The sequence below is a fragment of the Klebsiella sp. PK18 genome (genome assembly GCF_057784655.1).
In genome coordinates this window covers 4,652,060-4,665,608 of record NZ_CM173493.1, presented here as the reverse complement: position 1 = coordinate 4,665,608, position 13,549 = coordinate 4,652,060, and the positions used below count along the sequence as shown (strand labels likewise).

Annotated in this window: 14 protein-coding genes; 7 read left to right on the top strand and 7 right to left on the bottom strand. The window is 58.4% G+C overall.

Going from position 1 to position 13,549, the window contains the following annotated elements; translation table 11 throughout:
- The first annotated feature begins 32 nt into the window (after window positions 1–32).
- A complete protein-coding gene (gene cueO / locus AC3EMD_RS23005) occupies window positions 33–1,652 on the top strand; it encodes a multicopper oxidase CueO (protein WP_049157666.1) in 1,620 nt (539 codons plus the stop codon).
- 82 nt (window positions 1,653–1,734) lie between these two features.
- Here cueO and AC3EMD_RS23000 read toward each other — a convergent pair whose 3' ends face one another.
- On the bottom strand, window positions 1,735–4,125 hold the full coding sequence (locus tag AC3EMD_RS23000) for a glucose/quinate/shikimate family membrane-bound PQQ-dependent dehydrogenase (RefSeq protein ID WP_032732524.1): 2,391 nt from the start codon (window positions 4,123–4,125) through the stop codon (window positions 1,735–1,737).
- Between the two features lie 79 nt (window positions 4,126–4,204).
- Between AC3EMD_RS23000 and AC3EMD_RS22995 the strand changes: the two genes are divergently transcribed.
- Both AC3EMD_RS22995 and hpt read left to right on the top strand, forming a co-directional pair.
- Window positions 4,205–4,324: a hypothetical protein gene (locus AC3EMD_RS22995; protein WP_012542835.1), complete on the top strand. Its 120-nt coding sequence runs from the start codon at window positions 4,205–4,207 to the stop codon at window positions 4,322–4,324.
- 4 nt (window positions 4,325–4,328) lie between these two features.
- Entirely contained in the window at window positions 4,329–4,865 is a 537-nt protein-coding gene (gene hpt, locus AC3EMD_RS22990) for a hypoxanthine phosphoribosyltransferase (RefSeq protein ID WP_004204384.1), read from the top strand.
- A gap of 57 nt (window positions 4,866–4,922) precedes the next feature.
- On the opposite strand, the gene can is transcribed toward hpt, so the two are convergent.
- Entirely contained in the window at window positions 4,923–5,585 is a 663-nt protein-coding gene (gene can / locus AC3EMD_RS22985; RefSeq protein ID WP_004204385.1) for a carbonate dehydratase, read from the bottom strand.
- A 184-nt stretch (window positions 5,586–5,769) separates the two neighbouring features.
- Here can and AC3EMD_RS22980 point away from each other — a divergent pair, with 184 nt between their 5' ends.
- From AC3EMD_RS22980 to AC3EMD_RS22965, 4 genes are all read left to right on the top strand, one after another.
- The gene (locus AC3EMD_RS22980; protein ID WP_008807399.1) at window positions 5,770–6,696 is read left to right on the top strand and encodes an ABC transporter ATP-binding protein; all 927 of its coding nucleotides are present in this window, start codon (window positions 5,770–5,772) and stop codon (window positions 6,694–6,696) included.
- Window positions 6,693–7,463: an ABC transporter permease gene (locus AC3EMD_RS22975; protein ID WP_008807398.1), complete on the top strand. Its 771-nt coding sequence runs from the start codon at window positions 6,693–6,695 to the stop codon at window positions 7,461–7,463. The genes AC3EMD_RS22980 and AC3EMD_RS22975 overlap by 4 nt, the downstream gene beginning before the upstream one ends.
- A gap of 122 nt (window positions 7,464–7,585) precedes the next feature.
- Entirely contained in the window at window positions 7,586–8,026 is a 441-nt protein-coding gene (locus AC3EMD_RS22970) for a PTS sugar transporter subunit IIA (protein WP_008807397.1), read from the top strand.
- A 58-nt stretch (window positions 8,027–8,084) separates the two neighbouring features.
- Window positions 8,085–9,338 carry a polysaccharide deacetylase family protein gene (locus AC3EMD_RS22965; protein ID WP_302073787.1) on the top strand — a complete coding sequence of 418 codons (1,254 nt, stop codon included), beginning with the start codon at window positions 8,085–8,087 and terminating at the stop codon, window positions 9,336–9,338.
- Between the two features lie 35 nt (window positions 9,339–9,373).
- Here AC3EMD_RS22965 and panD read toward each other — a convergent pair whose 3' ends face one another.
- The 5 genes from panD to pcnB form a co-directional block, all read right to left on the bottom strand.
- A complete protein-coding gene (panD, locus tag AC3EMD_RS22960; protein ID WP_004204397.1) occupies window positions 9,374–9,754 on the bottom strand; it encodes an aspartate 1-decarboxylase in 381 nt (126 codons plus the stop codon).
- A 93-nt stretch (window positions 9,755–9,847) separates the two neighbouring features.
- On the bottom strand, window positions 9,848–10,702 hold the full coding sequence (gene panC, locus AC3EMD_RS22955) for a pantoate--beta-alanine ligase (RefSeq protein ID WP_008807394.1): 855 nt from the start codon (window positions 10,700–10,702) through the stop codon (window positions 9,848–9,850).
- A gap of 11 nt (window positions 10,703–10,713) precedes the next feature.
- Window positions 10,714–11,505, bottom strand: a complete 792-nt coding sequence (gene panB, locus AC3EMD_RS22950) for a 3-methyl-2-oxobutanoate hydroxymethyltransferase (protein ID WP_012542832.1) — start codon at window positions 11,503–11,505, stop codon at window positions 10,714–10,716.
- Between the two features lie 119 nt (window positions 11,506–11,624).
- Window positions 11,625–12,104 carry a 2-amino-4-hydroxy-6-hydroxymethyldihydropteridine diphosphokinase gene (gene folK, locus AC3EMD_RS22945; RefSeq protein WP_012542831.1) on the bottom strand — a complete coding sequence of 160 codons (480 nt, stop codon included), beginning with the start codon at window positions 12,102–12,104 and terminating at the stop codon, window positions 11,625–11,627.
- Complete coding sequence (gene pcnB / locus AC3EMD_RS22940; protein WP_071582539.1) at window positions 12,101–13,495, bottom strand: polynucleotide adenylyltransferase PcnB; 1,395 nt, start codon at window positions 13,493–13,495, stop codon at window positions 12,101–12,103. Before pcnB ends, folK begins: the two co-directional genes overlap by 4 nt.
- Window positions 13,496–13,549 lie beyond the last annotated feature (54 nt).

Sequence of the window (13,549 nt, the reverse complement as noted above, 5' to 3'; positions counted from 1 at the left end):
ATATTCGCCCGCAGAATAAAAAGGATGTGAATATGCAACGTCGAGACTTCCTCAAACTGACCGCCGCGGTTAGCGTGGCCAGCGCATTACCGCTGTGGAGCCGTGCGGTTTTTGCGGCCAGTCGCCCGGCTCTGCCGATACCGACGCTGTTAACGGCCGATGCGCGCAACCGTATCGCCCTGACGATCCAGGCGGGCAAAACACAGTTTGGCGCTCTGCACGCCACCACCTGGGGCTATAACGGTTCACTGCTGGGTCCTGCGCTACAGTTGACGCAGGGGAAGACCATTACGGTTGACATTACCAACCAGCTGGCGGAAGAGACCACGCTGCACTGGCATGGCCTGGAGGTCCCGGGCGAGGTCGACGGCGGACCGCAGGGGGTTATCGCCCCGGGCGCCACCCGTACGGTGAGCTTCACGCCGACGCAGCGGGCGGCCACCTGCTGGTTTCATCCGCATCAACATGGGACCACCGGCCGGCAGGTGGCGATGGGGCTGGCCGGCCTGGTGCTGATCGAGGATGAAGAGAGCGGACGCCTGCTGCTGCCTAAGCAATGGGGAATCGATGATGTGCCGGTGATTGTCCAGGACAAGAAGTTCACCGCCGCCGGCGAGATCGACTACCAGCTGGATGTGATGAGCGCCGCTGTCGGCTGGTTTGGCGATACGCTGCTGACCAATGGCGCTCTCTATCCCGAACATGCCGCCCCGCGCGGCTGGCTCCGTCTGCGCTTGCTAAACGGCTGTAATGCCCGTTCCCTCAATTTTGCCACCAGCGATAAGCGTCCGCTGTACGTGGTGGCCAGTGACGGCGGTCTGTTGGCCGAGCCGGTGAAGGTCGATGAATTGCCGGTGTTGATGGGGGAACGCTTTGAGGTGCTGGTGGACACCAGCGACGGTAAACCTTTCGATCTGGTGACCCTGCCGGTGAGCCAGATGGGCATGGCCATTGCGCCTTTTGATAAACCACAGCCGGTGCTGCGCGTTCAGCCGCTGGTCATTCCCGCCTCCGGCAAACTGCTGGATACGCTGGCCACGCTGCCGGCGCTACCGTCCCTGACGGGGCTGACGCAGCGTCAGCTCCAGCTGTCGATGGATCCGATGCTCGACAGGATGGGCATGCAGGCGCTGATGGAGAAGTATGGCGACCAGGCGATGGCGGGAATGGACCACGGCATGATGGGGCATGGCGGCATGGGCGACATGAGCAATATGCACCATGGCGACATGAGCAATATGAGCAATATGAGCAATATGAACCACGAGGCTGGTCGGGATCATGGCATGTCGTCAGGCAAGGGGTTTGATTTCCATAACGCCAACCGCATCAACGGCAAAGCCTTCGACATGAATGTGCCGATGTTTGCCGCGGCCAGAGGCCAGTATGAGCGCTGGGTGATATCGGGTAAGGGCGACATGATGCTGCATCCGTTCCATATCCACGGCACCCAGTTCCGTATCCTCAGCGAGAACGGCAAGCCGCCAGCCGCGCACCGCAGCGGCTGGAAAGATACCGTCCGCGTGGAAGGTGACGTCAGTGAAGTGTTGGTGAAGTTTGATCATCCGGCGCCGAAGGAGTTTGCCTATATGGCCCACTGCCACCTGCTGGAGCATGAAGACACCGGGATGATGTTGGGATTCACGGTTTAGGGCTCGGCGGCCTGCTGCCATCTTCCATGGGGAGAAGGGATAAACACAAAAAAAACGGCAACTTTCGTTGCCGTTTTGCGTTTTATTTGGCGTCATCCGGGAGCGCATAGGCGACGATGTAATCGCCCATTTTGGTACCGAACGAGCCGTGACCGCCGGCAGAGATGACAACATACTGTTTGCCATTCACTTCGTAGGTCATTGGGGTGGCCTGACCGCCGGCTGGCAGACGGGCTTCCCACAGCTTCTCGCCGTTGCTCATATTGTACGCGCGCAGGTAGTTATCTGCGGTCGCGCCGATGAACAGGACGTTACCGGCCGTGGAGATCGGACCGCCAAGCATCGGCATCCCCATGGTGAACGGCAGCTTAACCGGCATCGGGAACGGCAGGCTGTCCTGCGGCGTACCGATACGTTTTTTCCATACCACTTCGTTGGTTTTCAGATCCAGCGCGGAGATATAGCCCCAGGCCGGTTGTTTGCACGGCAGACCGAACGGCGACAGGAACGGATTCAGGGTGACGCCGTACGGGACACCGTACTGTGGCTGCACGCCGGACTCGGTGCCAGAGCCTTTCGCATCTTTCGGCGGCTCCATCGGGTTGCCCGGGCCGCGTGGGATCAGTTTAGAGACGAACGGCAGCGCCATCGGGTTGGCAATAGCCACCTGACGGTTCGGATCGACGGAGATACCGCCCCATTCAAACATCCCCAGGTTACCCGGGAAGACGAGAGTGCCCTGCTCAGATGGCGGGGTGAAGATACCTTCATAGCGCATCTGGTGGAAGATCACGCGACACACCAGCTGGTCGAACATAGTCGCGCCCCACATGTCCGCCCCGGTCAGATCTTTCTTCGGACGGAAGCTCAGATCGGAGAACGGCTGGGTTTTGGCGACGTAATCCCCTTTGGCAGCGCCCTGCGGAACCGGTTTTTCCGGGGCCGGGACCACCAGCTCGCCATTACGGCGATCCAGTACGAAGATGTTGCCGGTTTTCGCCGGGGCATAGACGACCGGTACGGTTTTACCATTAACCTCAATGTCAGCCAGCGTCGGCTGGGAGGGCATATCCATATCCCACAGATCGTGGTGGACAGTCTGGTAGCTCCAGGCCAGCTTACCGGTGGTGGCGTTCAGCGCCACAATCGAGCTGGCGTAACGCTCTTGCTCCGGCGTGCGGTTGCCGCCCCAGATATCCGGGGTGGTCACGCCCATCGGCAGATAGACCAGATCCAGCTTAGCGTCGTAGGCGGCAGGCGCCCAGGAGTTCGGTGAGTTGAGCGTGAAGTGATGTTCATCGCTCGGGATGGCGTTCGGATCTTTCGCACCCGGATCGAAGGCCCACAAGAGTTTACCGGTATTCACATCAAAGCCGCGGATGACGCCAGACGGCTCGCGGGTTGAGAAGTTATCGGTGACCGCGCCGGCAATCACGATGGTTTTATCGGTGATAATCGGCGGAGAAGTGGGTTCATACATACCCGGCGTGGTGACCGGCATGTTGGTCTGCAGGTTGAGAATACCTTTATTGGCAAAGGTTTCGCACAGCTTACCGTTGTCGGCGTTCACCGCGAACAGGCGGCCATCGTTCACCGGCAGGATAATACGGCGCGGACAGTCGGCGACGACGTCGGCAGGCGCGTTATCCGCTTTGGCTTCGTGATAAGAGACGCCGCGGCAGGTGACGTGCTGGAACGACGGATCGGCGTTCAGCTGCGGGTCAAAATGCCACTTCTCTTTACCGGTGGCCGCGTCCAGCGCGAACAGACGCTGGTGGGCGGTACACAGGAAGAGCGTGTCGCCGACTTTAATCGGCGTCACTTCGTTGGTGATTTCACCCGGGTCGTTCGGTTGCTTCAGGTCGCCGGTGCGGAATACCCAGGCTTCCTTCAGGTTCTTCACGTTGTCGGCGTTAATCTGCTTCAGCGGAGAGAAGCGCTGGCCTTCCTGGTTGCGGCCATAGGCCGGCCAGTCGCCGTCGGCAACGTTGGAGATCGGCGCGGCCGGGGTGGCGTCGGCGCTCAGGGTGCCGTTGACTTCCTGCGGGTCGTTAAAACCAGCCCAGGTCAGCATGCCGCCGCTGATCAGCAGGGCGACGACCAGCGCGCCTACGGCGCCAGCGGAAGGCACGGACAGACGACGCCAGACAAAGGGCAGGATCAGCCAGATACCAAAGAAGACGAGGATGTCGCTACGCGGCGTCAGCGCCCAGAAGTCGAAGCCGACTTCCCAGACGCCCCAGATCATCGTCGCCAGCAGCAGCGCAGCGTACAGCCACAGCGCAGCGCGTTTGCCGCGCAGCAGCATTACGGTCACGCCCAGCATCACCAGACCGGCGATAGGGTAGTACCAGGAGCCGCCAAGCACGACCAGCCATGCTCCGCCGATTAAAAGATAGAGGCCGCAGAACGCTGCAAATAGCGCAGTCAGCGTCACCAGGAGCCTTGATTGTTGAGACTTTGTTTCAGCCATAGAAAGTTACTCATGTGTTTGTTAATTTTTTAACTGCAATTAATTATAGGTTTTAACAAGTGTGATCGGAATCACAAATATGGCTTTATTAATCCCTGCACCGAAGATTTCTTTTTGCTGGTATACTGGGTGGCTTGCCGGTCATCGTCGGGGCGAAAGCAGCGGCTTTGATGATTTATATTTAGAATCAAATGGTTAGTCTTATGAAACATACTGTAGAAGTGATGATCCCGGAATCCGAGATCAAAGCGCGCATCGCGGAACTGGGTCGTCAAATCAACGAACATTACCAGGACAGCGGCAGCGAAATGGTGCTGGTGGGGCTGCTGCGCGGCTCATTTATGTTCATGGCCGACCTGTGCCGTGAAGTGCAGGTGCCGCATGAAGTCGATTTTATGACCGCCTCCAGCTACGGCAGCGGCATGTCCACTACCCGTGATGTGAAAATCCTCAAAGATCTGGATGAAGACATCCGTGGTAAAGACGTACTGATCGTGGAAGACATCATCGACTCCGGCAATACCCTGTCTAAAGTGCGTGAGATCCTCAGCCTGCGCGAGCCGAAATCGCTGGCCATTTGTACGCTGCTGGATAAACCAAGCCGTCGTGAAGTGAATGTCCCGGTTGAGTTCGTCGGTTTCGCCATTCCGGACGAGTTCGTGGTGGGCTACGGTATCGACTACGCCCAGCGCTACCGTCATCTGCCGTATATTGGCAAAGTTACCCTGCTGGACGAGTAAGAGATATCCCCCCTGGACAGCGCGCGCTGCGCTCTCCAGGGGGGCTAAGCCTGAAGGCTATTTGTGGTTGATGTGCTTGATCTTGAGGTTGGAGATGCCGTGGCGATAGCGCTGTTCGAGGGTTTCCCGGCTCACGGCGGTGACATCCAGATCGCGCAGCAGCCCGTCGTGAATGCCATATGCCCAGCCGTGGATGGTGACCTTCTGTCCGCGCTTCCACGCCGATTGCATAATCGTCGAATGTCCCAGGTTGTACACCTGCTCCATCACGTTGAGTTCGCAAAGGGTATCCAGACGGCGCTCCTCAGGCATTTCACCCAGCAGTGAGCTGTGCTTGAACCAGATATCGCGGATATGCAGGAGCCAGTTGTCGATAAGCCCCAGCTCCGGGTTTTCCACCGCCGCCTGCACGCCGCCGCAGCCGTAGTGGCCGCAAATAATAATGTGCTCGACTTCGAGGACATCGACGGCATACTGCACCACCGACAGGCAGTTCAGGTCGGTGTGGATCACCAGGTTAGCGACGTTACGATGGACAAACAGTTCGCCAGGTTCCAGGCCGGTAAGTCGCTCAGCGGGAACGCGGCTGTCAGAGCAGCCAATCCACAGGAAGCGCGGTTTCTGCGTCTGCGACAGTTTCTCAAAAAAGCCGGGGTCCTCTTCCACCAGCATTTTTGACCATAGTGCATTATTGCTGATGAGTGTATCTATATCATTCATGGACGTTATCGGCCTGTAACCAAGTAAGTGCGTTGCGCTAATATAGGGTAAGCTCACCTTTTTTAAAACCATCTTAACCCGTGATACGTCAGGCTACCGATGCGTTGGCGGCGCCAGCGCCAGTAGAACGCAAACGTGAGTCAGGCGGGTTAATGACGTGTCACGACACGAGAAGAGATATTTAATGACCATTGCTCTGGAATTAAAACAGCTCAAAAAAACCTACCCCGGCGGGGTTCAGGCGCTGCGGGGAATCGACCTGCAGGTTGAAGCAGGCGATTTCTATGCCCTGCTGGGGCCGAACGGGGCCGGAAAATCCACGACTATCGGCATCATCAGTTCGCTGGTGAATAAAACCTCCGGTCAGGTCAATGTCTTTGGCTACGATCTGGAAAAAGACGTCGTCAACGCCAAGCGCCAGCTTGGCCTGGTGCCGCAGGAGTTTAACTTCAACCCGTTCGAGACCGTGCAGCAGATTGTCGTTAACCAGGCGGGCTACTACGGCGTGGAACGCAAAGAAGCTGTCGCCCGCAGCGAAAAATACCTAAAACAGCTCGATCTGTGGGAAAAACGCAACGAACGCGCGCGGATGCTCTCCGGCGGGATGAAGCGTCGCCTGATGATCGCCCGCGCGCTAATGCATGAGCCGAAGCTGCTGATCCTCGACGAACCGACCGCTGGCGTCGATATTGAACTGCGTCGCTCAATGTGGGGCTTTCTTAAGGATCTGAACGATCGCGGAACCACCATTATCCTGACCACCCACTATCTCGAAGAGGCCGAAATGCTATGCCGCAACATCGGCATCATCCAGCACGGCGCGCTGGTGGAAAACACCTCGATGAAAGCATTGCTGTCGAAGCTGAAGTCAGAGACCTTTATTCTCGACCTCGCGCCAAAAAGCCCGGTACCGAAGCTCGAAGGCTACCAGTATCAACTGGTCGATACCTCGACGCTGGAAGTCGAGGTTCTGCGCGAGCAGGGGATTAACAGCGTCTTTGCCCAACTGAGCGCCCAGGGGGTGCAGGTACTGAGTATGCGTAACAAAGCTAACCGTCTGGAAGAGCTGTTTGTCACGCTGGTGCATGAGCGAAAAGGAGAGTCAGCATGATGCAGCTTTATTGGGTCGCGCTGAAAAGCATCTGGACCAAAGAGATCCACCGTTTTATGCGCATCTGGATCCAGACGCTGGTGCCGCCGGTGATCACCATGACCCTGTACTTCGTGATTTTCGGCAACCTGATCGGGTCGCGCATCGGCGAGATGCACGGCTTTACCTATATGCAGTTTATCGTGCCGGGCCTGATCATGATGGCGGTGATCACCAACGCTTACGCCAATGTCGCCTCGTCGTTCTTCAGCGCCAAGTTTCAGCGCAATATTGAAGAGCTGCTGGTGGCGCCGGTGCCGACGCATGTGATCATCGCCGGCTACGTTGGCGGCGGCGTGGCGCGCGGACTGTGCGTGGGGATCCTGGTGACGGCGGTATCGCTGTTCTTTGTGCCGTTCCAGGTTCACTCCTGGCTGTTTGTCGCCCTGACGCTGATCCTCACCGCGGTGCTGTTCTCGCTGGCGGGTCTGTTGAACGCGGTGTTTGCCAAGACCTTTGACGACATCAGCCTGATCCCGACCTTTGTGCTGACGCCGCTGACCTACCTCGGCGGGGTGTTCTACTCGCTGACCCTGCTGCCGCCGTTCTGGCAGGGGCTGTCGCATCTGAATCCCATCGTCTACATGATCAGCGGTTTCCGCTTCGGCTTCCTGGGTATCAACGATGTGCCGCTGGTGACCACCTTTGCGGTGCTGGTGGTCTTCATCGTCGCCTTCTATCTGCTTTGCTGGTCGTTAATCCAGCGCGGCCGCGGCCTGCGCAGCTGATGCTCATCACGGTTAGCGCTTCCTGATGCCAATACGCGAAGCGCTAACCGCTTATCTTTGACCGCCATCACCGATACGCCATCCTCCCCTTGCTACATTGTTGGCTGGCTAAGGAGGGAAGCATGCTTGGTTGGGTCATTACCTGCCACGATGAGCTGGCGCAGGAGATGCTGGATCGTCTTGAACGAAAATTTGGTCCGCTGGCCCAGTGCCGGGCGGTCAATTACTGGCGCAATCTTAGCAGTAATATGTTGAGCCGGATGATGTGCGATGCGCTGCATGCCACCGACTCCGGGGACGGGGTCATTTTCCTGACCGACAGAACCGGCGCGGCGCCTTATCGGGCCGCGGCGCTGATGAGCCACAAACATACCCACTGCGAAGTGATCTCCGGCGTCAGCTATTCATTACTTGAGCGAATGTATCTGCTGCGGAACACGTTAAGCAGCGAGGCGTTTCGCCAGGCCATCGTCAGCGCGGGCGGGCCGATGGTGAGCAGCCTGTGGCATCAGCAGCAGAAGAATCCCCCGTTCCGCTTGCGTCATGATACCTTCGGAAATTAAGCAGCGTGACAGATGCCGCTTTTGTTACAATAGCTGCCGTTGATGGTTTACCGGTTCGATGCGCATGCTTGCCCGATTTTTTACGCTGCTTCTTTTACTGACCTCGCTCAGCGCTTCCGCCAGTCTGCTTAGCCAGCAGGGCAAGCCTGTGCGCTATATGCAGACCACCGAAGATGCGGTTATCTGGGCGCAGGTGGGGAATCATGTGGTCAGCGTCGGCAATGTACGTGCCGGGCAGATCCTCGCGGTTGTCCCGACGGCGGCTGATTATTATGAATTTCGCTTCGGCTTCGGCACCGGGTTTATTGATAAAGGCCACCTCGAGCCGGTACAGGGTAAGCAGCGCGTGGAGGACCGACTGGGGGATCTCAATAAACCGTTGAGTAACCAGAATTTGCTCACCTGGAAAGATACGCCGCTCTACAACACACCCGCCGTGAGCAGCGTGCCGTTTGGTACGCTGGCCTCTAACCTGCGCTATCCGATCCTCAGCAAGCTAAAAGACCGGCTCAATCAGACCTGGTTTCAGATCCGCATTGGCGACCGGCTGGCGTGGGTCAGCAGTCTGGATGCGCAGGAAGATAATGGTATTCCCGTACTGACCTATCATCACATTCTGCGCGACGAAGAGAACACCCGTTTCCGCCATACCTCGACCACCACCTCGGTACGCGCCTTCAACAACCAGATGACCTGGCTGCGCGATCAGGGCTATACCACGCTGACCCTGTATCAGCTGGAAGGCTATGTGCGTAATAAAATCAACCTTCCGGCGCGGGCAGTGGTCATCACCTTCGATGACGGCCTGAAATCGGTAAACCGTTACGCCTATCCGGTACTAAAGCAGTACGGTTTTCATGCCACCGCGTTTATTATCTCCTCGCGTATTAAGCGCCATCCGCAGAAATGGGATCCGAAATCGCTGCAGTTCATGAGTATTTCTGAACTCCGGCAGATCCAGGATGTTTTTGATATTCAGTCGCATACCCACTTCCTGCATCGGGTTGACGCCGGCCGCCGGCCGATTTTATTCAGCCGCAATTACCATAATATTCTGTTTGATTTCGCCCGCTCGCGCCGGGCGCTCAGCCAGTTTAATCCGCATGTTCTCTACCTTTCCTATCCCTTCGGCGGCTATAACGCCACGGCGGTGCAGGCGGCGAATGACGCCGGGTTTCATATGGCGGTGACGACGGTGCGTGGGAAGGTGAAGCCGGGGGACAATCCGTTTCTGCTAAAGCGGTTATATATCTTACGCACGGATTCGCTGGAGACGATGTCGCGGCTGATCAGTAACCAGCCGCAGGGGTAATACCGGCGCTGTGCCTGAGCGCAGCGCCGCGGTCATCAGGCGACCTGCACCGGAATGGCTTTCGCCTGGCGCTTCATTTCATTGTCGCCTTCGAAGTAGGCGATGTTGGGCTGCCAGCGGCGCGCCTCTTCGTCCGACATGGTGACGAAGCTGGCGATGATCAGGATATCGCCGACGCTGGCGCAGTGCGCGGCGGCGCCGTTGACGGAGATGATTCTGGAACCCCGTTCGGCGGCAATCGCATAGGTGGAGAAACGATTGCCGTTGGTGACGTTCCAGAGGTGAATGGTTTCATTCTCCAGAATACCGGCCGCATCCAGGAAATCCTGGTCAATGGCGCATGAACCTTCATAGTGCAGGTCAGCCTGCGTGACTTTTACGCGGTGGAGCTTGCCCTGCAGCATATTACGCATCATAACTTCTACCCTTCAACCTTAATGTAGCAGAGCGGACAGGTCGTCCGCCCTGAGAAAAGCCCGGGCAAGTATTGCCCGATTTTTACCCGCTGTCTACTGACCGAGCGTGACGATCTGGTTGTCGATCAGGCGGGCCTGACCCAGCCAGGCGGCCATCAGGATCACCGCGCGCTGGCTGGCATCCGTCAGCTCAAGCAGGGTGTCGGCATCGCGGATCTGAATGTCGTCGGCGCGGAAGCCTTTTTCATTCAGCTCCTGTTCAGCGATAGCGATGATCTCATCGAGCTGGCGATCGCCGGCGGCCAGTTTTTCCGCCACCGCGCTCAGCACCTTGTAGAGGCCGGGAGCGATTTTGCGCTGGTCGGCGGTCAGGTAGCCGTTACGCGAGCTCAGCGCCAGGCCATCTTTCGCGCGGACGATCGGCACGCCGATAATCTCGATATCGTAGCCCATGTCGGCGACCATCTTGCGGATCAGCGCCAGCTGCTGAAAGTCTTTCTCGCCGAAGCAGGCGACGTCCGGCTGAACCAGATTGAACAGCTTACTGACGATGGTCGACACGCCGCGGAAGTGGCCCGGGCGGCTGGCGCCTTCCAGCATAGTGGACAGGCCGGGGACGTCGACGTAGGTCTGGCCTTCGGTGCCCTGGGGATAAACTTCCGCCGGCGTCGGCGCGAAGACAAAGTCGACATGGCGCTTGTTCAGCTTTTCGCAATCATCCTGCAGGGTACGCGGATAGCGCGCCAGGTCGTCGGCGCGGTCAAACTGCATCGGATTGACGAAAATACTGACCACCACCACGTCCGCGCTGGCTTTAGCCTCATCAACCAGCTTCATATGACCATCATGCAGGTTGCCCATCGTCGGAACCAGCGCGATACGCTTACCTTCCTGACGCAGACGGCGGATATGCTGACGCAGCAGCAGCACGGATTCAATAATCAGCACAACAAGACTCCTTAATGGAAACTGTGTTCTTCGCCCGGATAGACCCCGGATTCAACTTCGGCAATATACTGCCGTACCGCGGCGCGGATGTCGCCCGCTTCGGCAAGGAAATTCTTGGCGAATTTAGGGATGTGGCCGCCGGTGATCCCGAATGCGTCATGCATCACCAGGATCTGCCCGTCGGTGACGTTGCCCGCGCCGATGCCGATCACTGGAATGGTCAGGGCGTCGGTAATGCGTTTCGCCAGTTCTACCGGGACGCACTCCAGCACCAGCAGCTGCGCGCCAGCCGCTTCCAGCGCTAATGCGTCGTCAAACAGGGTCTGCGCTGCATCGCCGCGCCCCTGCACTTTATACCCGCCGAATACGTTTACCGACTGCGGCGTGAGGCCGAGGTGGCCGCAAACCGGCACCGCGCGTTCCGCCAGCATCTTCACGGTATCGGCCAGCCAGGCGCCGCCTTCGAGTTTGACCATATTGGCGCCAGCGCGCATCACGATGGCCGCATTTTCGAAGGTCTGTTCGGGGGTGGCGTAGGCCATGAACGGCAGGTCGGCAAGCAGCAGGCTGTTCGGCGCACCGCGGCGGACGGCGCGGGTGTGATAGGCGATATCTTCCACGGTGACCGGCAGGGTGGAGTCGTGACCCTGTACCGTCATTCCCAGGGAATCGCCCACCAGCAGCACATTAATGCCTTCATCGGCGAACAGCTTCGCGAAGCTATGGTCGTAGGCGGTAATGGTGGCAAAGCGCTTCTTTTCCTGTTTGCATTTCTGCAGCAGGGCAATGGTGGTCGGTTTCATAACATTTCCTGATGATGAAAGTCATATTAACCGGCATTCTAACAGCAGCATTCAGAGGGGCAATGATTTTGGGCAACCGATTACGACGATCGCCGCAAATGCTAAAAAAGGAGAGGGGATTACCAGCTCGCGGGTTTTTCCGCGCCCAGATCATCCAGCACGGCGCGCAGCGCAGGGCCGTCAGGAAAATGGAGATCCGGAGCGATCTCGAACAGCGGCCAGAGCATAAAGCCGCGGTTTTTCATATCATAGTGCGGAACGGTCAGGCGCGGGCTATTGATGACCTCATCGCCAAACAGCATGATGTCGAGGTCGAGCGTGCGCGGTCCCCAGCGTTCAGCTTTGCGCACCCGACCCTGCTGCAGCTCGATGCGCTGAGTGTGATCGAGCAGCGCATCGGGCGCCAGGGTGGTTTCCAGCGCGACGGCGGCGTTGAGATAGTCCGGCTGATCCTGCGGGCCCAGCGGCGGCGTGCGGTAGAACGAAGAGACGTTCACCACGCGGCTGTGCGGAATATCGCCCAGCGCGCGGATGGCTGCCTGCACCTGCTCCAGCGGAGAAGCAAGGTTACTGCCAAGCGCGATATAGACCAGGGTCATGCGTTACCCTGACGCGGCGCGCGTTTGCGCGGACGACGGTGGCGACGGCGTGGCGCCGGATCGTCCCCGAGGTCGTTGAGCATGTCTTTTTGTTCCGGCGGCGCGGCGACCTGGAATTCGCCCCACCATTTGGTCAGACGCTGCAGTTCGCTGTTGTTTTCCGCCCCGGCGCGCAGCTCCAGCAGATCGTAGGCGGCACGGAATTTCGGATGCTCCATCAGTTTCCAGGCGCGTTTGCCCTGGCGACGGGACATGCGCAGCTGCAGCTGCCAGATATCACGAATAAGGGTAGTGATGCGTTTAGGGATCGCCAGCGTACGGCAGGCTTCGTCCAGGACATCGTTCATCGCCAGAGCGAAGGCGTCGTAGTACGCCAGGCCGCTCTCCTGGGCGATTTTTTGCGCCGTCTCCAGCAGCGGATACCAGAACATCACCGCGAAGAGGAAGGCCGGATTGACGCGCATGTCGTTATGAATGCGGTTATCGGTGTTCTTCAGCACCTGGCTGATGATCCGCTCCATCGGGCTGTCGCCGCGCTCGGTAAAGTAGCGGGTGATGGTCGGGAACAGCGGCTGGAACAGGTTGTATTCGCGCAGCAGCATGTAGGTCTGGTAGCCATACCCGGCCTGCAGCAGCTTAAGCACCTCTTCGAACAGGCGTGCCGGCGGCACGTCGTGGAGCAGGGTGGCCAGGCGCGGCAGTGGTTCAGCCGTTTCCGGGCTGATACGCATATCCAGCTTGGCGGCAAAGCGCACCGCGCGCAGCATGCGTACCGGATCTTCGCGATAGCGGGTTTCCGGATTGCCGATCAGGCGGATCACGCCGTCCTGCAGATCCTTCATGCCGCCGACGTAGTCGCGAACGGTAAAGTCAGCCACGCTGTAATAAAGGCTATTGATGGTGAAGTCGCGACGCTGGGCATCCTCTTCGATCGAGCCGAAGATGTTATCCCGCAGCAGCATGCCATTCTGGCCCTGCTGGGAGGTCACGCGATCGGTGGTGTGCCCTTCGTGGTGGCCGCGGAAGGTGGCCACTTCAATGATTTCCGGCCCGAACATGACGTGCGCCAGGCGGAAACGTCGCCCGACCAGACGGCAGTTGCGGAACAGCTTGCGCACCTGATCCGGTGTGGCGTTGGTGGTGACGTCAAAATCTTTCGGCTTTTTGCCAAGCAGCAGGTCGCGGACACCGCCGCCGACCAGCCAGGATTCGTAGCCTGCCTTGTTGAGGCGGTACATGACCTTGAGGGCGTTTTCACTGATATCTTTGCGGGAAATAGCATGCTGCTCACGCGGGATCACCGTCATAGGCATGGGTTCGACGGCGGCTTCTGCCTCGCGCTCCTCACGGCTTAGCACCTTACGGCAAAAATTAGCGACTCGGGTAAAAATGGTGCACCTCGTAGTGTCAGACGGACTTCAGATCAACTGTACAGTATAAAAATA